The 18791-nt window shown below is 62.3% G+C and carries 14 protein-coding genes and 1 pseudogene; 11 read left to right on the top strand and 4 right to left on the bottom strand.

Features of this window, described 5'->3' with window-relative positions:
• Positions 1-427 precede the first annotated feature (427 nt).
• The 4 genes from pgaA to ACTG2W_RS10535 are packed head-to-tail and all read left to right on the top strand — an operon-like array spanning position 428 to position 6318.
• The gene (pgaA, locus tag ACTG2W_RS10550; RefSeq protein ID WP_235657026.1) at positions 428-2812 is read left to right on the top strand and encodes a poly-beta-1,6 N-acetyl-D-glucosamine export porin PgaA; all 2385 of its coding nucleotides are present in this window, start codon (positions 428-430) and stop codon (positions 2810-2812) included.
• The gene (gene pgaB / locus ACTG2W_RS10545; RefSeq protein WP_106843858.1) at positions 2812-4770 is read left to right on the top strand and encodes a poly-beta-1,6-N-acetyl-D-glucosamine N-deacetylase PgaB; all 1959 of its coding nucleotides are present in this window, start codon (positions 2812-2814) and stop codon (positions 4768-4770) included. The genes pgaA and pgaB overlap by 1 nt, the downstream gene beginning before the upstream one ends.
• Complete coding sequence (pgaC, locus tag ACTG2W_RS10540) at positions 4767-6017, top strand: poly-beta-1,6-N-acetyl-D-glucosamine synthase (RefSeq protein ID WP_106843859.1); 1251 nt, start codon at positions 4767-4769, stop codon at positions 6015-6017. The genes pgaB and pgaC overlap by 4 nt, the downstream gene beginning before the upstream one ends.
• Entirely contained in the window at positions 6004-6318 is a 315-nt protein-coding gene (locus tag ACTG2W_RS10535) for a hypothetical protein (protein ID WP_064337383.1), read from the top strand. The genes pgaC and ACTG2W_RS10535 overlap by 14 nt, the downstream gene beginning before the upstream one ends.
• A gap of 144 nt (positions 6319-6462) precedes the next feature.
• Here the strand turns inward: ACTG2W_RS10535 and ACTG2W_RS10530 are convergent, their stop codons facing one another.
• Positions 6463-6822, bottom strand: coding sequence for a hypothetical protein (locus ACTG2W_RS10530; RefSeq protein WP_235657027.1), 360 nt, complete (start codon positions 6820-6822; stop codon positions 6463-6465).
• Positions 6823-7001: 179 nt separating this feature from the next.
• Here ACTG2W_RS10530 and ACTG2W_RS10525 point away from each other — a divergent pair, with 179 nt between their 5' ends.
• Positions 7002-8294, top strand: coding sequence for a ferredoxin reductase family protein (locus tag ACTG2W_RS10525; protein WP_106843861.1), 1293 nt, complete (start codon positions 7002-7004; stop codon positions 8292-8294).
• Between the two features lie 6 nt (positions 8295-8300).
• Here the strand turns inward: ACTG2W_RS10525 and ACTG2W_RS10520 are convergent, their stop codons facing one another.
• Entirely contained in the window at positions 8301-11468 is a 3168-nt protein-coding gene (locus ACTG2W_RS10520; RefSeq protein ID WP_106843862.1) for a S41 family peptidase, read from the bottom strand.
• Between the two features lie 279 nt (positions 11469-11747).
• Between ACTG2W_RS10520 and ACTG2W_RS10515 the strand changes: the two genes are divergently transcribed.
• From ACTG2W_RS10515 to ACTG2W_RS10490, 6 genes and pseudogenes are all read left to right on the top strand, one after another.
• Entirely contained in the window at positions 11748-12227 is a 480-nt protein-coding gene (locus tag ACTG2W_RS10515) for a L,D-transpeptidase family protein (protein ID WP_031227763.1), read from the top strand.
• A 120-nt stretch (positions 12228-12347) separates the two neighbouring features.
• Positions 12348-13055: an AzlC family ABC transporter permease gene (locus ACTG2W_RS10510; protein ID WP_106843863.1), complete on the top strand. Its 708-nt coding sequence runs from the start codon at positions 12348-12350 to the stop codon at positions 13053-13055.
• Position 13056: 1 nt separating this feature from the next.
• Positions 13057-13400: pseudogene (locus ACTG2W_RS10505) on the top strand (AzlD domain-containing protein).
• A gap of 122 nt (positions 13401-13522) precedes the next feature.
• The gene (locus tag ACTG2W_RS10500) at positions 13523-15049 is read left to right on the top strand and encodes a YjjI family glycine radical enzyme (RefSeq protein ID WP_106843864.1); all 1527 of its coding nucleotides are present in this window, start codon (positions 13523-13525) and stop codon (positions 15047-15049) included.
• A 10-nt stretch (positions 15050-15059) separates the two neighbouring features.
• Positions 15060-15947 (top strand): YjjW family glycine radical enzyme activase, encoded by an 888-nt coding sequence (locus ACTG2W_RS10495; protein WP_106843865.1) that lies wholly within the window; start codon positions 15060-15062, stop codon positions 15945-15947.
• 138 nt (positions 15948-16085) lie between these two features.
• A complete protein-coding gene (locus ACTG2W_RS10490) occupies positions 16086-16409 on the top strand; it encodes a DUF1820 family protein (protein ID WP_106843866.1) in 324 nt (107 codons plus the stop codon).
• A gap of 63 nt (positions 16410-16472) precedes the next feature.
• On the opposite strand, the gene ACTG2W_RS10485 is transcribed toward ACTG2W_RS10490, so the two are convergent.
• Together ACTG2W_RS10485 and ACTG2W_RS10480 are read right to left on the bottom strand one after the other, a co-directional pair.
• Entirely contained in the window at positions 16473-17405 is a 933-nt protein-coding gene (locus ACTG2W_RS10485; RefSeq protein ID WP_106843867.1) for a LysR family transcriptional regulator, read from the bottom strand.
• A gap of 162 nt (positions 17406-17567) precedes the next feature.
• On the bottom strand, positions 17568-18764 hold the full coding sequence (locus ACTG2W_RS10480; protein ID WP_106843868.1) for an amino acid aminotransferase: 1197 nt from the start codon (positions 18762-18764) through the stop codon (positions 17568-17570).
• Between the last annotated feature and the right edge of the window lie 27 nt (positions 18765-18791).

The raw sequence follows: 18791 nt of genomic DNA, 5'->3' as shown, positions 1-18791 counted from the left end.
AAATATGTATTCATATGAATAGGCCTGTGCAGAGCAGGTCATAAGCTCACGGAACCTTATCGCCTCGGGTTTTTGTTTATTTTGTTAATAGTGTTTTCTGTAGTTATCTTTGTGCATAAAGATTGATCTATTCATCTTTTTGAGAACCATTCCCATCTTGTCGGATTGACTAAATTGTCCACAGCTGCAAAATCGCCCACCTTGCCACTCCCGATGTGAATCGGGTTCGGAAAGCCTCAGATCTCCGCCCGGAGATGGCTGGGCCGCACATAGGAAAGGTGTGGCCGCTGCCCGCCTTTCACCCTCGAAATCAGCACACAAGTCAGGAAGCCCTCTTGCTCATCAGGCAGGAGCGGACGGGTGTGTATATCCGTATGGTCGTGCAGGGACGATATGACCAGCGTTTGTTATGGGTGGTATGTTGCGAATGAATCGCATCTTTTTGATGTTGGCGCTGTTGCCCCTGCTGGTGTGTGCCAGTGAGGTGGACAGAGTGCGTGAAGCCTGGGTGATCAAGGCCCGAGCGGGAGAGCTGGATGCGGCAGCGCACGGGCTGGATGCTCTCTATCGACAAAGTGGTGATGGCAAGGTGCTCGATGATCTGATTGCCGTGCAGCTGTGGCGGGGTGATCGCAAGGGGGCGTTGGCCGCCTGTGAGCCGTGCGAGCTCAGCCCCATCAGCAACAGTACGCTGGAAGGGGTGGCCCGTGCCGCCCGCGACGAGAAGCGCTACTCCGAGGCGATCAGCTATTACCGCATCCTGCAGGGACGCGATCCGGCCAACCGCAATGGCTGGCTCGGGCTGTTTCTCACTGCCAGTGATCAGGGCAACCGCGAGCTGGCCCGCCACGCAGCGGCTGATTATGAAGCCCGTTTCGGCCGCGACCAAGCGATCCTCGAAGCCCGCATCTATGCCGCCCGCCAGGGTGAAGATCCCATGGGTGAGCTGCTGGCCCGTCAGCAGTGGCTGGACCTAGAGCCGGACAACCCCGAGCAGGTGCTGGCACTCTATCGGGTAGCCGTGAGCCTGGGGGCGGGGCCTGCGGCAGCAGACCTGATGGGCCGTTACCCCAAGCTGTTCAAACCCGTCGACCGGCTCTGGCTCGACTACTACCAGGCGGTTAATCTGCTGCGGATCTCGGCCCAGACCGAGGATCCGGTGCTGGCCCGTCGCTCCCTTACCCGCACGCTGGCGCTGCAAGAGCGGATCTTGGCCCGCGCCCCCCACGATCATGTGCTCTATATCAGTGCCCGCCGAGATGTAGTGGTGACGCTGGTGGCCCTCGGCGAGTTTGCCCGAGCCGAACGGGAGTCCGCTACGCTGCAGGCCGAGGGGCCATTGCCTGACTATGTGCTGGAGGCGCGCGCCGATGCACTGGCCGGGCTGGGGCGGGTGGATGAGGCTTCCGTGATTTACCGGCAACTGGCGACCCCTGCACGGGCCAAAGACAAACGCCTGCTGGAGAAGCGCTTCTACGCCTATTCGGATGGCGAGCGCTATGGTGCGGCACAGGGTCTGCTGGCTGGTTGGCAGGAGCCACCGACTCGCTGGGATTTCACTGGCAACATGCGGATGGCCAATGACGACTACGAGAAGGTATTGCAGCTGAAAACCTTGCTGCAGGCCTGGCGTGGTGAGGCGGGTGCGGCAGAGCAGCAGCTGGAAGGGTGGCTGAAGAGTGCGCCTGCCAATCCCTGGCTCTGGCTGCAACTGGGGGATATTCGCCGCTGGCGGGGTCATCCCGACGGGGCCGAGCAGGCGTATCGGCAGGCCGTGCGCTGGCTGCCAGCAGGACGCACCGTGCTGGCCGAGCCGGGTCGCCTCAACGCCCGGCTCGACAAGGGGGACTGGCAGGGCACGCCACAGGCCGTGCGCACCCTTGGCAACCTGACCCGGGATCGTCAGGAGTTACAGCAGCGGCTGACTCTGGAGCAGGCGCCACAATTTGTTACCGACCTGACCCATGGCCGCAACGAAGGGGGCTCGGTGCAGGCCAGCCGTGACTGGAGCTACGACAGCCGCCTCTACAGCGCTCGCACTGATGGCGGTGATCGGCTGTTTGTCCGTCGTCAGGGCAGCTTTGGCGAGTTCGACCAGCAGCCCGAGCGCGCCGCCTATACCGGGCTGGGGGCCGAGATCTTTTTCTACCCGCTGCAACTGACGCTGGAGGGGGGCACGGGCAGCGAGCTCAACCACAAAGGCTATCTCTGGAGTCGCCTCGATTGGCGGCTGGATGATCACTGGACATTGGGTGCAGCCATCAATCTCAACAGTGCCGACACCCCGCTGCGGGCATTGGCGCGCGGCAACTACGCCGATCAATACCAGTTCGATCTGGGCTGGCGTCAGGATGAGACCCGCGAGGGGGCGCTGCGGCTGGAGCGGATGGATATCAGCGACGGCAACCGGCGGCTGACCGCCTCCGGCTGGCTGCGTCAGGATCTCTGGCGTCGGGATCGCTGGTGGTTCGATACCACCTTGCGCGGCGCCACCTCCCGCAACGAGGCGTTGGAGGTCGACTACTTCAACCCCTTGCAGGATCGCAATCTGGAGCTGGAGCTGGCGGGGCGCTACCGGCTGCCGCTGGATGGGCGCCGCTCTTTACTACAGAGCCTGACCATGAGTGGCAACCACTACTGGCAGCAAGGCTATGGCAGCGATCAGGGGTGGCAGCTCAGCTATCGCCACGACTGGATCCTCTCTCCCGCCCTCAGCCTGGGCTATGGCCTTGGCCGCCGTCAGGCCATCTATGACGGCAATCCCGAGTTCGGAAATTTCATCTTCGCCAATCTGCAATGGAGTTTCATGTGATGAGACGCTGGCTTGCTCCTTTCGTTTTGCTGCTTGCACTGCTGCCTTCGCTGACGCAGGCAGCCCGGCAACCCGATGACTATGTGGTGCTCTGCTACCACGATATCGTCGATCTGAAATTGACCCCCAACCTCAAGCTCTATCCCCAGACCATCCGGCGCGACACCCTGATCCGCCACTTCAACTGGATCAAGCAGCAGGGCTATCACCCGGTCAGCTTCCAGCAGATCCTGGATGCCAAAGCGGGCAAGGCACCGCTGCCGGAGAAGGCGATCCTGCTCAGCTTCGATGACGGCTACGAGAGCTTCTACCGGCTGGTCTATCCGCTGCTCAAGCTCTACAACTACCCGGCGGTCTTTGCGCTGGTGGGCAGCTGGCTGGATGTTGCCGATGACAAGATGGTCCCGTACGGCAATGACAAGCTGCCACGCAGCTACTTCGTTGGCTGGCCTCAGATCCGCGAGATGCAGGACTCCGGACTGGTGGAGCTGGCCTCCCACACTTTCACCTCCCACTACGGGCTGCTCGCCAACCCGCAGGGCAACGTGCAGCCGGCGGTGACCACCGCAGGCTGGAGCCAGAATGGCTACGAGAGCATGGCCGACTATCGGGCCCGGATAAAAGCGGACTTCGACGCATCGGCCAGCCAGCTCAGGGAGCAGACCGGTCGGGCACCACGGATCCTGGTCTGGCCCTACGGCGCCTTCAACCAGACGGCGTTGGAGCTGGCCAGTGCGGCGGGGATGCCCTACACCTTCACCCTGGCGGAAGGGCTCAACAAGCTGAGTGACTCGGGCAGTACGGTGCGCCGCTATCTGCTGGAGGAGGACACCAGCCTCGAAACCCTGGACGAGATCATGGGGGGCAATACCTGGGAGCGGCAGGTGGAGCGCTTGGTGCACGTGGATCTGGACTATGTCTACGACAAGGATCCGCAGCAGATGAACAAGAACATCGACATGCTGCTGGACCGGATCAAGGGTTACGGTATCACCACCGTCTATCTGCAGGCCTATGCCGATGACAACGGCGACGGGGTTGCGGAGGCGCTCTATTTCCCCAACCGTCATATGCCGGTCAAGTCGGATCTCTTCAACCGGGTGTCCTGGCAGCTCAAGACCCGTGCCGGGGTCAAGGTGTTCGCCTGGATGCCGGTGATGGCCTACGACATGGGGCCGAACCACGCCTATGTCACCGACAGCCGTACCGGCGCCCCCGCCAAGGGGCAGTATCTGCGCCTCTCGCCCTGGGATCCTGCCAGTCGCCAGCTGCTGCTGGATATCTACGAGGATCTCGGTTTTTACACCAAGTTCGATGGTCTGCTGTTCCATGACGATGCGTTCCTCAGCGACTACGAGGGGCCGATGTCGCTGGCTCGCACCCCGAATGCGCTGCAGGCGCAGGGGGAGCAGAAGACCGATTTGCTGATCGACTTCACCATGGCGCTGCGTGATGCCGCTGCTCGTTACCGGCAAGGGGGCGCCGACGGCCTCAAGACCGCCCGCAACATCTATGCGGCGCTGGTGACCGAGCCGCAATCCCAGCAGTGGTTTGCCCAGAGCATGGCGGCGTTTGCCAAGGCCTATGACTACACCGCCGTAATGGCCATGCCCTATATGGAGCAGGCAGAAAACCCCGATGAGTGGCTGGCCAGGCTGGCGGAAGATTCGCTGGCACAGGTGCCGGCCAATCGGCTGGTGTTCGAACTGCAGAGCCGCAACTGGCGCACCGATCAGCCCATCCCCGATGCCGAGTTGGCGCGCTGGATGCAGATCATCCAGCGCAAGGGGGTGACCAACTTTGGCTACTACCCGGATGATTTTCACAACAACCAGCCGGATCCGGCAGTGCTCAAGCCGGTCTTCTCGGTGCAGACCCAGCCTCAGCCGACCCAGCTGCCGGTGACGCCGGTCGCAGTCAGTGCAGCTAAAGCCACCCCAGGGGAGGCGATGCGGTGAAGGATCTTCTGGAAGGGATAGCCATCTTTACGTTGGCCTATCCCAGTCTGATGGCCATGGTGTGGGTTTGTGGTGGTCTCTATTACTACTTCCAGTGGGAGCGAAGGGATATCGCGCTGGCCAAGCGGGGGCTGGAGCTCCCCTATTACCCCAGAGTGACCCTGATGGTGCCCTGCTACAACGAGGGGGCCAACGTCGAGGAGACCATCGGCCACCTGCTGCGCCAGCGCTATCCCGATTTCGAGGTGCTGGCCATCAACGACGGCAGCAAGGACGACACAGGCGCGCGGCTGGATCGACTGGCGCAGCAGGATCCGCGCCTGACCGTGCTCCACCAGCACAATCAGGGCAAGGCGATGGCGCTCAACAACGGGTTGACCGTGGCCAGCGGGGAGATCCTGGTCGGTATCGACGGCGATGCGGTACTCGACTATGACGCGGTACGCTGGATGGTGAAGCACTTCATCGAGAGCCCGAGGGTCGGGGCGGTCACCGGCAATCCGCGGGTCCGCACCCGTTCCACCATCATCGGCAAGATCCAGACCGGCGAGTTCAGCTCCATCATCGGCCTCATCAAGCGGGCCCAGCGGATCTACGGTACCGTCTTTACCGTCTCCGGGGTGGTGGTGGCCTTTCGCAAGCAGGCGGTCGAGGCGGTCGGTGGCTGGAGCAATGACATGGTGACCGAGGACATCGACATCAGCTGGAAGCTGCAGCTTGCCGGCTGGCTCATCCACTATCAGCCGCAGGCGCTTTGCTGGGTGCTGATGCCGGAGACTGTGCGCGGTCTCTACAAGCAGCGGCTGCGCTGGGCGCAGGGTGGCGCCGAGGTGTTTCTGCGCTACGGGTTGCAGGCGATGCGCTGGCGCAACCGCCGCTTCTGGCTGCTGCTGCTGGAATATCTCTCCAGCGTTGCCTGGTGCTACAGCATGCTGCTGCTGGCGCTAATCTGGCTGATTGAGCCTGACGTGAGCGGACTGGCGGTGGGCCACCTGTTCCAGTGGAGCGGGGTGATGATGACCGCGATTTGTCTGGTGCAGTTCGGGGTCAGCATCCTTATCGACAACCATTACGACAAGCGCATGGCCCGCAGTTTTATCTGGTGTGTCTGGTATCCGCTCATCTACTGGCTGCTCAATCTGGTGACCGTGGTGGTGGCGGTGCCCAAGGCGATCCTGCGTCGTCGTGGCCAGTTGGCGGTGTGGGAGAGTCCTGACAGGGGGGAGTCGTTCCGTGACAAAACATAAGTTGGCGAACGAGATGATCATCAGCAACGGTACCCGGCGCAGCTGGAAGTATCGGCTGCGGGATCTGCTGATCCTGCTGGTGACCTGGGTCGGCTGGATTTTTCTGGCCCTGCAACCCTGGCTCAACTATCTGGAGGCGGAGGAGGATGAGAGCTTTATCGGCTCGCTGGATGCCATCGAAGTGGGACAACTGTTTCTGGCCCTGCTGTTCGGCATCTTCCTGCTGATCCACTCCTGGGCAAAATACAATAGGCTGCTGCACCGGTTGGTGGGCAAGCGAACGGCCTCAAAAGCGCCGTAATCATGAGGGGCCGGTCGGCCCCTCACTTTTTATTACCGGTCACGGGCAGCGAAACGGGCGGGGTATCCGGAGCATTTTTCCGGGCCGGTTTGCCATAGCGATGTCGCCGACACTCCCAAAACCAGTCGTTTTTCCCCTAATTTTTCATTCATCAATAACTTTATTTCCGCAATTTTCACAGATGGCGTGGCGCTCAAAGCGATCCATGTTGGCCAGAAAGAGGCCGGCGGCCCAGCCGGTAATGAAGTCCTTGATAAAGGCTTTGCGCTTTTGCTCCGGGGTCAGCTGCTGGCCAAAGGATTTGTCGACCAGCACCACGACATGGTTGGTCTCGCGTTGACAGCTTGAGCAGACGCGTTGTTCGGTGGATGAAAGCAAGGGGGAGCTCCTTGTCCGGAAGGTGGGCAGCAGGGTTTCCGCCGCAGATATGTGTCGTCCCCATTTGATTCCTTTTGCAGGTAGATCGTCAATCACGGCAGAGGTGGATTTTGCACTATTCCCCATGAAGAGAGGGCCAGTCAGCAAGGGTGACCAGAGGGGCCGGCGGGCCCCTCTGCTGTTGCCGTTTGTCACACATTGCCACACAAGCTTCCCCCTCTGGCAAAGTCTTGTGACCGGACGGGGTTGTAATGGAGCCATGAGCAGGGATGAGGCCCTGCCGCGATGGAACCAGGGAGCATGTTATGACGGGTAAACGGGTGTGGTGGCTGTTGCCGCTGCTGGCGGTTGGAGTCTGGTGGCTGGGTTATGCGGGGGACGCCAACGGGGTGTGGCCCTGGCGCCATGAGATGTTGCTGCTGACGGGCCTGCTGGGGATGGCCTATATGGCCATTTCGCTTTTGCTGGCGTTGCGCCTGCCGCAGTTGGAGGTGTGGTGTGGCGGTCTGGACCGGATGTTGCGATGGCACCGCCAGACGGCCATCGGCGGCGCAGTGGCGCTGACCGCCCACTGGCTGCTGGTGGAGGCGCCCAAGTGGGCGGTCTCGGCGGGTTGGCTGAGTCGTCCCGCCCGGCATGGGGCCAGTGCAGCTGGAGCTGGTGCAGGTAATGGCATCTCGCTCCATGCCCTTGGCAATACCCTGGGTGAGTGGAGTTTCTATCTACTGATCGCGTTGGTGGTAGTGAGCTTGCTGGCGCTGGTGAGTTATGGCCGTTTTCGGCTGATCCACCGGCTGGCGCCGCTCATCTATCTGGCGGGATGGGGACACGGGCTTTGCCTGTTGCCTCAGGCAGGGGCCATGACGCCTGTTGGGGTATCGATCTGGTTGATCGGCGGGATCGGTGCTATCGGGGCCCTCTACTCCCTGCTGGGACAAGTGGGGGCGAGGGATCGCCATCCCGGCCGGGTCATTGCGGTGCGGGCGTTGGCGGATCACACCTGCGAGCTGACCATGCAGCTGGAGCGGCCGCTCGCCCATTACCGCCCGGGTCAGTTTGCCTTTTTCGAATTTGATGCCAAGGAGGGGCCGCACCCCTTTACCCTGGTGCGGGTGTCAGCGGATCGGCGCCAGCTGGTGATCGCGGTGCGGGCGCTCGGGGATCATACCCGTCAGCTGGTGGCAGAGGCTCGCGTCGGGGATGGAGTGGTGGTGACCGGCCCCTATGGCGCCTTTGTTGCGCAGCAAGGGGGAGGGCGAGCCCTCTGGCTGGGGGCCGGGATCGGTATCACGCCGTTCGTCGCCTGGCTGGAGGGGCTGGCTGCCCGTGGGGAGCGGGGCGAGGGGATCACCCTGATCCAGTGCGCGCCGGATCTGGCGGGGGCCGTTTACCACCGACGGTTGGCCGAGCTCTGTCAGCGCACCGGCGTGCGCTATCAGCTGCATCTGGACAAGGCGGCTGGGCGGCTGGATCTTACCCGCATCGCGCAGGATGCCCCCGAGCAGGTATGGTTTTGCGGGCCAGAGGGGATGGCAGATGCCCTGACCCGGCTGTTGCCGGACGGGCATCTGCATCGCGAGCTGTTTCGCTTTCGTTGAGCGCAGTTATTTGGCGTTGGCTGGCAACTGCTTGAGGGCGGCTTGTACCGCCGCCTCCAGCTGCGGGTCGCGCCCAGCCACCATGTCGGCGGGGGTGAGCGGCACCTGCAGATCCGGGATCAGTTCCTGATTCTCGTAGAAGGTGCCGTCCGGTTTGCGCAGCCCCAGGGTCGGAATGCCGTAGGAGAGGCCCGGGATTAGCCGGGAGTCGTGGCTGTAGACCATGGTGCCGGTGCCGGGCACCGGATCGCCGACGATGGGGCCGACCTTGAGGGTGCGGTAGTACTCGGGGAAGGCGGAGCCTTCCGAGTAGCTGCCAGCGTTCACCAGCACCACCGAAGGCTTGGTCCACTGGCGAGTGGCGGCGTCGGTTTCCCCCTTGCCCTGACGGGGCCAGCTGCTGGCCATCCCCTTGGTGCTGCCGCTGCCGGTCAGAAACTCCACCAGGGTATTGGCGAGATAGCCGCCGCTGTTGAAGCGGACATCGACAATCAGCGCATCGCGATTGCGCTGTCTGCCGAGGGCATCCGCCACCACCGCATCGTAGACCTCGCTATTCATCGCCGGCAGATAGACGTAGCCGACCCGTCCTCCGCTCAGTCTGGCCACCAGCTCCCGCCGTTTCTCAATCCAGCGATCCTGTTGCAACTGGTACTCCTGCTGTTTGTCGATGGCGGTGAGCTCCACCTCGTCAGTTTGCTTGTTGCCCGCCTGCTGGAAGGTGAGTGCAAGCCGGGCGCCAGCCTGATGGTTGAGGGCCCGATCCAGCTCGGCCAGATTGGCAATCGGGCTGCCGTTGATGGCGAGCAGGCGGGCGCCCGGGGCGATATCGCTCTCCTGATCCAGCGGGCCGCCAGAGAGCAGGGCGGTGAGCATCACCCCCTGCTCGCCATCCTGCCAGTAGCCGCCAAGGCTGGCGGTCTCGTCCGCCATGCGCGGGAAGGGGGCGGGGCCGCTGCCCCAGGTGTGGGAGACATTGAGCTCGCCAGCCAGCTCCGCCAGCAGGTTGCCAAAGTCCCGCGGGTTGCCGATGCCCGGCAGCAGGCGGCGGTAAGCGGAGACATAGCTATCCCAGTTCACCCCGTTCATGTCGTCCAGATAGAACTCGTCCCGGGTGAGCCGGGCGATCTGATCGAAGGCGGCGGTCATGCGTTCCTGCCAGCGGCTGGTGGGCTGCAAGGCGAAGGGGGCGCTGGTGGCCTCGCCGGAGTCGAGGTGGATCCGGGTGATCTCCCCATCCCGCACCAGGGTAGCCAGGGTGCCCTGCTGGTTGAGGCTTGCCAGCGCTGGGCCGGGCTGCTCGCCAAACAGTTCGCTGGTTTTGCCTTTGCGCAGATCCTGGCTGTAGCCCTTGATCTCGCTCTCGCTGTTGACCCCCATCTCCTCCACCAGATAGATCAGCTGGTCGCCGATGATGCGGCTGGCGAGCAGGGTGCCGGTGGGTTGCAGCAGCAGCGCTTCTCGATGGTTGAGACGATCGCTCTCAAAGCCGTATCCCCCTTTCGGCGGCTCCAGTTCGGCAATGGCATCAGCTCTGGCGGCGCGGCTGCTGTAAATGCCGAGCAGGTTGGTGACGAGGGGCTCGCCATCGGGCCCCAGTGCGCCAAACCGGGTCGATTGCCAGTAGAGGATGGCGCCATCCTGACTCCAGCCCGGTTGCCCATCCTGATAGCCGTTGAGGCTGACATTGACCGGTTTGGCCTTGAGGTTGGCCGTGTCGATCACCGCGATCTCCTGCTCTGCCGCATCGGGGCGGAAAGTGAGCGCCAGATGGCGTGAGTCGGGGGCAAAGGCGAGATGTACCTCGTGGCGCGACGGGTTGAAGCTGGCAGGCACCAGCTCCCGCTGCTTGTTGCTCGCCAGATCCAGCAGATGGATGGCCTGGCCATCCACCACGAATGCGAGCTGTTTGCCATCGGGGGAGAGCACCGGACGGCTGATCCCCTTGTCGGGAATCGCCAGTAGCAGACTCTCGGTCAAAGTGCCGGGATCGCTGAACAGCAGATCAGGGTCCCCCTTGCGCAGGCGATAGAGGGCGGCTTGCCCCTGCTGCTCCGACAGATAGATGAGGGCGCGCCCCTGCTCGGCGAAGAGAGGGCTGGATTGCTCGCTCGGATCGCGGGTCAGCTGACGCACCCGCTCCCGCTCGGGGTCGACGGCAAACAGGTTGCCTTCGCTCACCAGGATCAGCTCATCCGCCTCTTCGCTGACCAGCGCTTCGTCTGCCAGGGTCAGGGCCTCGCTCGCCTCATCCGGCGCGCTCGCCACTTGCGGGGTGAGGGTCAGCTTGCGTGGCTCGCTGCTACCGGCATCGAGGCGATAGAGTTCACCCAGCCATGACCAGACCAGATCGCCATTGCGAGAGGCGCTGAGCCCCCGCACCGGATGGCCCTGATAGTGGGTCAGCTGTTGCTCCTTGTCGCTGGCGAGATCCTGGCGCCAGACGTTGAAATCGCCGCTGCGCTCGCTCAGGTAAAAGAGGGTATCTCCCTTGTCGCTCCAGACCGGATCGGTGGCCGCCACCCGATCTTCGGTCAGTTGCTTGTGCTGCTTGCCATCAAACAGCCAGAGACGGGGCACCGCGAACGAGTGCTGATGCTTGCGAAAGGGTTGATCCGCCGCGGGCATCTGGTAGACGAGCCGCTCTCCGTGGGGGCGGGCCAGGGTCGCAGGCAGCGGCAGATCGGCCTGCAAGGTGCCGCCGGTGATCGGGGTCCAGTAGAGCTCGCCCCATTGGTAGCCTTCCGCGACAAAATGGTCGGCATCGGGTGCACCCAGGCGCTGACTGCTCAGCAGCAGCCGTTTGCCATCGGCGCTGAAGGCTTGCGGCAGATCGGTGCGCGAATCGTGAGTGAGGCGCACCATCTCGCCGCCGTTGGCGGGTACCACGAACACATCCTCGTTGCCGTAGAGATTGGCGGCAAAGGCGAGCTGTTTGCCATCCGGCGACCAGATTGGCCGCTGGCTCAGGTAGTCGCTGCCGGTGAGCGCCGTGGCGGGGCCACCCTCGGCACTGGCGACAAAAATGCGCCCCTGCCAGGTGAAAGCAAGCTGCTTGCCATCGGGGGAGAGGGCGGGCTCGCGTAGCCAGAGCGCATCGGCGGCGACACTGGCGGGCAGCCAGAGCAGAAGTGGCGAGAACAGCAGGGTGGCGAGGCGGCACGAAGAGCGCATGGCATGATCCTGTCGGGGAGTGGAGTGTTATCTTCGCCGATCATTGCCCCGGGTGCCAGCGCGATAATTTTTTGTATCTTGTTGTTTTAACTGTTAATTACCAATGCCAAATGACGGCGTTCAAGGAAGATGGCCTGGCTGCGGCAAGATATGTTTTGCCGGGCATATTGAGTATTGATGGCGATCCAATATCATGGCGCTCGCTCGCCGCTCGGCGGGCATCGTTCAGATGATCTGGTAACAAGAAAAGCCCGCACCAGAGGCTTGTCGAGGGATGGAATGAGAGCCGTATTACTGTGTTTGTTGGGGCTTTGGCCCGCATTGAGTTTTGCCTTGACCGAAAAAGCCGATTTGGTGGTGGTCAAGAAGTCGACCTATAGCCTGACCCTGATGAAGGATGGCAAAGAACTGAAGCGCTACTGGATTGCTCTGGGCCCGGCGCCCAAGGGGCACAAGCAGCAGGAAGGGGATCAGCGTACGCCGGAAGGGCGCTACACCCTCGACTACAAGAAGACCAATTCCGGCTACTACAAAGCCATCCATATCAACTATCCGAACCTGGATGACATCAAGCGCGCCAATGAGCTGGGTGTTCGTCCGGGTGGCATGATCATGATCCACGGCCAGCGCAACAGTATTGGCAACCGCAGGGTTCAGCCTTCCAACTGGACCAATGGCTGTATCGCCATGCTCAACCACGAGCTGGATGAGGTGTGGGACGCCGTTGACCCGGGTACGCCCATCGTCATCGAGCCCTGATCCCCTTGTGCACGCCCGCGACTCCGCGGGCGTTTTATTTCCCGCCAGTGATGACGTGACAGCGCTTGCTGTCCCGTGCTAGTTTTTTCGGCTCGCTTTGGCTGTGACAAGGAAGATCACATGATGTCAGTAACGAGCGTGCCCGAGCGAACGGGGATGCTCTGGTGGCGTGCCACACTGGATATGCTCCCGCTCTCCATTTCTGTGATCCCCTGGGGGATCCTGTGTGGCGCTTTGGCGTTGCAGGCAGGGCTGAGTCCGCTTCAGGCTCAGCTGATGTCGTTGCTAGTCTACGCCGGAGCCGCCCAGCTCTCGGCCACGACCCTGTTCGGGGCGGGCACGCCCCTGCTGCCCATCATGGGCTCCACCATGGTGATCACTTCCCAGCATCTACTATACGGCTTCACCTTCCGCCGTGACGTATTGCCGCTCTCCCTGCGCTGGCGGGCCAGCCTTGCTTTTTTCCTGACTGATGAGATGTTCGCTGTGGCGCTGAAAGACCGGGAGCGCAGCGGCCACTTTGATCCGGCCTACGCGCTCATCGCGGGATTCGTCTTCTATCTGTTCTGGAATCTGGCGACCCTGCTCGGCATCGCGGCCGGTCAGTACATCGATGGACTGGACAGCATGGGGCTGGATTTTGCCATCGCGGCCACCTTCATCGCCATGACCATTCCCGCCATGAAAAACTTGCCCATGGTGGCGGCCACTCTGGTGAGCGGCGGCACAGCGTTGATTACCAAGCCGCTGCTGGCGGAGATCCACATCATCGTCTCGGCTCTGGCTGGCATGGTGGTGGGCTATGTGCTGCACCGGATGAGGAGGTAGCGTGAGCTGGCTGATGATTGGCCTGCTGGCCCTGATCACCTTTTTCAACCGCTTCGCCTTCTTTTCTCGGTTGACCCGATATCAGCCGGGTGCCGAGATGGGGGCGTTTCTCGGCTTCTCGGCCCAGTCGGTGCTGACTGCAATCTGGTTGCCCATCGTCTTTAGCTACGAGCCGGGGATAGGTCTTGACTGGGATCCTGACTACCTGACTACCTGACTGCCACCCTGTGGGTGATGCTCTTGACCCTGTTGCGGCTGCCGACTCTGGTTGTGGTGGTGGGCGGAATGGGGGGCTTCTTTCTGCTGCGCTGGCTGGGAGGCATAGCCGAGCTCTTGCCTTTGTGAAGCGCGAGCCGTGATCTTGTGTAATGGATGTCATTATTCGACATCCGTCATGTCATGAATGTCACTTCAAAAAAAGCCTGCAAATGGTGAGGATATGGGCTCTATCCGTGAAGGAGTGTCCCATGTCTTTGATCGAAACCTGTCAGCGCATCGTGCGCGATCCCCATCTCTCCGCCGCCCAGAAGAGCCACGCGCTGGCGCTGGCCGCCGAGAATGCGTTGCCCTACCCCGACCTGCCTGCCGCAGTCGCCGAGGCGATGGAGCAGGGTTTTATCTGCGACATGTTCGAAGGGCACGCCCCCTACAAGCCGCGTTATGTGCTGCCGGACTATGAAACATTCCTGACTCAGGGCTCTGCCTGGCTGGAGTTGGCGGCGCCGCAGGATTTCGACGAGGCGCTCAATGCCCTGCGCATCCTCTATCACCATGTCCCCTCTGTCACCGGCATGCCGGTCTGGCTGGGGCGGCTCGACCACCTGCTGCTGCCCTTCGTCGGCGAACTGGATGACGAGACCCTCTATCACAAGCTGAAGGGGTTCTGGGTCTATCTGGACAGGGTGCTGCCGGACGCCTTCATGCACGTCAACATCGGGCCGGATGACAACCGCATCTGCCGCCTGATCCTGCGTATCGACAACGAGCTCAAGCAGGTGGCGCCGAACCTCACCTTCTTCCACGATCCGGAGCAGACCCCGGACAGCCTGCTGCTGCAGGCGGTGAAGAACATCGCCGAGTGCAGCAAGCCGCACATCGCCAACTACCCGATCCACCGCGATACCTTCGACGCTCGTGGTTTTGGTATCGTCAGCTGCTACAACGCCCTGCCGCAGGCGGGTGGCGCCAATACCCTGGTGCGCATCTCCCTCAAGCGGGTCGCCGAGCAGTGTCAGGGGATCGATGATTTCCTCGGTTGCCTGCTGCCCCATTACTGCCGCTTGGCCTCTCAGCTGATCGACGCGCGGACCGCCTTCCTCCACGATGAGTCCGGTTTCTTCGACAGCTTCCTGGTGAAAGAGGGGCTGCTGGATGAGGATCGCTTTGTCCCCATGTTTGGCATCTACGGCATGGCGGAAGCGGTCAATATCCTGATGGATAAAGAGAATCTGCCGGATCGCTACGGCCATGGCGAGGAGGCGAACCAGCTTGGCTATCGCATCTCGGCCCAGCTCTCGGAATATGTCACTGCGACGCCGCAAACTCATGCCTGGGGTGGCCGCGCTTTGTTGCATTCGCAAGGTGGCCTCAGCATCGATGTGGCTGTGACCCCCGGGGTGCGCATCCCCTACGGGCAGGAGCCGGATCCGGCAAGCCATGTGCTGGCACTGGCACCGCACCACACCTATTACCATTCGGGGATCAGCGAGATCCTGACGCTGGATCCCACCATCCGCCAGAACCCGCAGGCGCTGTTGCAGCTCTGCAAAGGGGCGCTCGCTATCGGTATGCGCGAGTTCACCGCCAACGTGGCCGACAGCGATCTGGTGCGGGTGACCGGCTACATGATCCGCAAGAGCGACGTGGCCCGCTTCGCAGAGGAGGGGTCGCGCTTGCAGACCACCTGTCTCGGTGCCGAGGCGAGTGAAGTGACCGCCATTCGTCAGCGGGCACCACGAGTGGTCGCCCACGAATCGACTATCGGCGAGTATTGAGTTCGCACCGATGGCTGATGTTTTGCCAACACGCAGCGCCCTGGTAAGCAGAGTGCTGCCGTTCTCCTGTGTCGACGGGCCGGGCAACCGGCTGGTGCTGTTTCTGCAGGGCTGCAACTTTCGCTGCCCCGGCTGCCACAACCCGCACACCATAGGGCTGTGCGACGATTGTGGCGACTGCCTCGAGGTCTGCCCGAGCGGTGCCCTCACCTTGAGCGAGGGCAAGGTGCAATGGCAAGCAACGCTCTGCACCGATTGCGACGCCTGTCTGGATGTCTGCCCCCGTAGTGCCAATCCCAAGACTGCCACCATGACGGTGGCCGAGGTGTTGGCCCTGCTGCGCCGCTACGGCCCACTGCTGAGCGGGATTACCGTCTCCGGTGGTGAGGCGACCACCCAGCTCCCCTTCGTGGTTGCGCTGTTTGCCGCCATCAAGGCCGCGCCGGGTCTGACCCATCTCACTTGCCTGCTCGACAGCAACGGTTCGCTGGCCGAAACCGGCTGGCAGCGGCTGCTGCCGGTGCTCGACGGCGCCATGCTCGATCTCAAGGGGTGGCGTGACTCGGTGCATCACACCCTGACCGGCTATGGTCGCGAGCGGGTGCTAGGGTCGCTGCAACTGCTGGCACGCCACGGCAAGCTGACCGAACTGCGGCTGCTCCATGTGCCGGGCAAGAGCGATTTTCTTGATGCGAGTGGTGAGCTGGACGCAGATCTTGCCGCCTTCTTGCAGCGGCTGGGGCCTGTGCCCATTCGCCTGAACGGCTTTCGCCATCACGGAGTGCGGGGAGAGGCGGCGCAATGGCCAGAGGCTCACCAAACCGAGTTGGAACAGCTGGCCAGCCGTTTGCGTGCAGCGGGATTGGGGCCGGTCTCACTGCCTGCCTTGATGGGCTGAGTGGCTGCGTCATCCGGTGATCGTCATGGCGTGAGGTGTGGCATGGAAAGGCCGCAACTGTGATTTCTGTCTATTGGAGGGGGCGAGAACGGCGGCTAGAATAATGGCCATCTTCTTACCCCTCAATGACAGATAATCATGAGTGAAAGCAAGGCGTTATATCGGGTTCAGTTTATTTGCCACAGCGAGCGCTACGAAGTCTATGTGCGCGAAGTCAATCAGGGCCAGCTGTTCGGTTTTATCGAGATTGCCGACTTTGTCTGGGACAACCACACGGCGCTTATCGTCGATCCCAGTCACGAGAAGCTCAAGAGCGAATTTGCCGATGTGCGCCAGACCCTTATTCCCATGCATCAGGTGCTGCGCATCGATCAGGTGAAAAAGCAGGGGGCTGCCCGCATCACGGATCTGGGCTGCAATGTCGCCTCCTTCCCCAGCCCCATCTATACCAAACGTCCCTGATCCCTTATTGCCCTTGATGTTTCGCCGCGGTGAAACATCAATCTCTGCTCGTTGTCGCCCGGCTCAGGGCTCAATCAATTCGCGACCCAGTTGCAGGATCCGCTGGCGGAACCAGTGGCGGGCCGAGCCATCACCGGCCGGGCCATACCAGACCAGACTGTGACTCACCTTGCCGTAATCGAACGGTGCCGGACGCATCACCAGATCCGGCTGACTGGCCATGCAGGCCGCCCAGCCACCGATGGCGGTGAGGATCAGGTCGGTCTGGGGGAGCAGGGCCGCCGCGCTGGCAAAATCGGGCAGGGTGGCGCCAATCTGGCGACGCACCTGCTGCTGGGCCAGGCTCTGTTCGAAGAAGGGGTTGGCCAGCTCCTGATCCCGGATGGCGATATGGCGCCAGCTCAGGTAGGCATCGAGATCCCAGGGCTTGGCTAGCGCGGGATGGTTTTTGCGCAGCAGGCAGACCAGTTTTTCTTCCTGCAGGGTCTCCCACACCAGCCCGGGCTGGCGCGGCAACGGCTGGCTCTGGTCATGGGGCAGGATCACGAAGTCGAGTTTGCCCGCTGCCAGCGCCTCCAGCCCCTGCTCATCCTTGTTCCAGATCTCCGGCACCATGCCCGGCACCTCTTTCATCAGCTGACCCAGAATGGGGCCCACCGGCCAGGTCATCACGCTCTCGCGCAATCCCAGCCGCAAGCTGCCCTGCCACTGCTGCGGGTTGAAGGCATTCTGGCGAGTGAGGCCGTTCAGCTCCCCCAGCAGTCGATGCAGGGTGGGAGCCAGTCGCTCGGCCATGGGGGTGAGCAACAGCTGGTTGCCCTGACGGTAGAGCAGTTGATCCCCCAGCAGATCTCGCAGTTGGTTGAGGGTTTTGCTGACGGTGGAAGGCGTGGTGCAGAGCCGCTCGGCGGTGCGGGTGACGCTCTGGTTGTCGAGCAGCAGGTGCAGGGTGACCAGATGGCGACCTCCCAGCCTAGAGAGAGCGATCAGATCCATAGTGGCTCCTGAAATTGATGAAGATAAACAGGCTTGGAATCAGAAAGATTCAACGTGACCTGCTGGCATTCTCTCACAGCAGGGGGAGGGTGAGCAGACCCATCAAGAGGTGACCGCGAACGCAACAGACAAAAAGCCCCGCCAAAGCGGGGCTTGCGCGGATTAGCCTTTGAGCACCGCCGCCATGGCGTCAGCCACGTAGTCGACGTTGCGGCTGTTGAGGCCCGCCACGCACATGCGGCCGGAGCGCACCAGATAGACGGCGAACTCTTCGCGCAGTCTGTCCACCTGCTCCGGGGTGAAGCCGGTGTAGCTGAACATGCCGCGCTGGTTGATGAAGTAGCTGAAATCACGGCACGGTACCTTGGTGTTCAGCACCTCGAACAGCTTCTGGCGCATCGCCTTGATGCGGGTGCGCATCTCGGTCACTTCATCGACCCACATGGCGTGCAGCTCGGGCTGGCTCATCACCGCCGCGGTGATCTGGCTACCGTGGGTGGGAGGGCTGGAGTAGTTGCGACGCACGGTGGCCTTCATCTGGCCCAGCACCCGGCTAGCCTCTTCGGCATCCTTGCAGATGACCGACAGGCCACCGCAGCGCTCGCCGTAGAAGGAGAGGTTCTTGGAAAACGAGTTGCTGACGAAGAAGCTGACACCGGCGGCCACCATGGCGCGGATGGCGTAGGCATCCTCTTCCAGTCCGTCACCGAAGCCCTGATAGGCGATATCCATAAAGGGGATCAGGTTCTTCTCGACCACCAGCGCAATCACCCGATCCCACTGGGCGCGGGAGAGATCCACCCCGGTCGGGTTGTGGCAGCAGGGGTGCAGCAGCACGATGCTCTTGGCCGGCAGGGTGCTCAGGCAGTCGATCATCTCATCGAACTGCACGCCGCCAGTGGCCGCATCGTAGTAGGGGTAGTCGTGCACCTTGATGCCGGCTCCCTCGAACATCGCCTTGTGGTTGTCCCAGGTCGGATTGCTGACCCATACCTCGGAGGTCGGGAAGTAGCGCTTGAGCAGATCGGCGCCGATCTTGAGCGCGCCTGAGCCGCCGATGGTCTGGATGGTGGCGATACGTCCCGCCTTGACCGCTTCATGGTCGGCACCAAACAGCAGGTGCTGCACCGCGGTGCGGTAGTTGGCGGCGCCTTCCATCGGCTGGTAGGGGCGCGGGGCCGGGGCGGCGGCGCGCTGGGCTTCGGCCTGCTGCACCGACGGCAACAGCGGAATGCGGCCCTGCTCGTCGTAGTAGAGGCCAATCCCCAGGTTCACCTTCTGCTCGCGGGTGTCTTTGTGGAAGGTCTCGACCAGGGTCAGGATGGGGTCGCCAGCATAGGCATCGACGTGTTCAAACATGGGGGATCCTTGAAATTGACTGTCCAG

The sequence above is a fragment of the Aeromonas sp. 96A genome (assembly GCF_051919165.1).
GTDB classification, from domain to species: Bacteria; Pseudomonadota; Gammaproteobacteria; order Enterobacterales; family Aeromonadaceae; genus Aeromonas; species Aeromonas veronii.
This window is presented reverse-complemented; position numbering and strand designations above follow the sequence as displayed.

Excerpts from the sequence above, each read along its gene's own strand:
- ACTG2W_RS10480 (WP_106843868.1), bottom strand. The coding sequence starts at position 18,764 with ATGTTTGAACACGTCGATGCCTATGCTGGCGACCCCATCCTGACCCTG.
- pgaA (WP_235657026.1), top strand. The coding sequence starts at position 428 with ATGAATCGCATCTTTTTGATGTTGGCGCTGTTGCCCCTGCTGGTGTGT.
- ACTG2W_RS10510 (WP_106843863.1), top strand. The coding sequence starts at position 12,348 with ATGATGTCAGTAACGAGCGTGCCCGAGCGAACGGGGATGCTCTGGTGG.
- ACTG2W_RS10530 (WP_235657027.1), bottom strand. The coding sequence starts at position 6,822 with ATGGGGAATAGTGCAAAATCCACCTCTGCCGTGATTGACGATCTACCT.
- ACTG2W_RS10490 (WP_106843866.1), top strand. The coding sequence starts at position 16,086 with ATGAGTGAAAGCAAGGCGTTATATCGGGTTCAGTTTATTTGCCACAGC.
- pgaB (WP_106843858.1), top strand. The coding sequence starts at position 2,812 with ATGAGACGCTGGCTTGCTCCTTTCGTTTTGCTGCTTGCACTGCTGCCT.
- ACTG2W_RS10515 (WP_031227763.1), top strand. The coding sequence starts at position 11,748 with ATGAGAGCCGTATTACTGTGTTTGTTGGGGCTTTGGCCCGCATTGAGT.
- ACTG2W_RS10500 (WP_106843864.1), top strand. The coding sequence starts at position 13,523 with ATGTCTTTGATCGAAACCTGTCAGCGCATCGTGCGCGATCCCCATCTC.
- ACTG2W_RS10520 (WP_106843862.1), bottom strand. The coding sequence starts at position 11,468 with ATGCGCTCTTCGTGCCGCCTCGCCACCCTGCTGTTCTCGCCACTTCTG.
- ACTG2W_RS10495 (WP_106843865.1), top strand. The coding sequence starts at position 15,060 with ATGGCTGATGTTTTGCCAACACGCAGCGCCCTGGTAAGCAGAGTGCTG.
- ACTG2W_RS10485 (WP_106843867.1), bottom strand. The coding sequence starts at position 17,405 with ATGGATCTGATCGCTCTCTCTAGGCTGGGAGGTCGCCATCTGGTCACC.
- ACTG2W_RS10525 (WP_106843861.1), top strand. The coding sequence starts at position 7,002 with ATGACGGGTAAACGGGTGTGGTGGCTGTTGCCGCTGCTGGCGGTTGGA.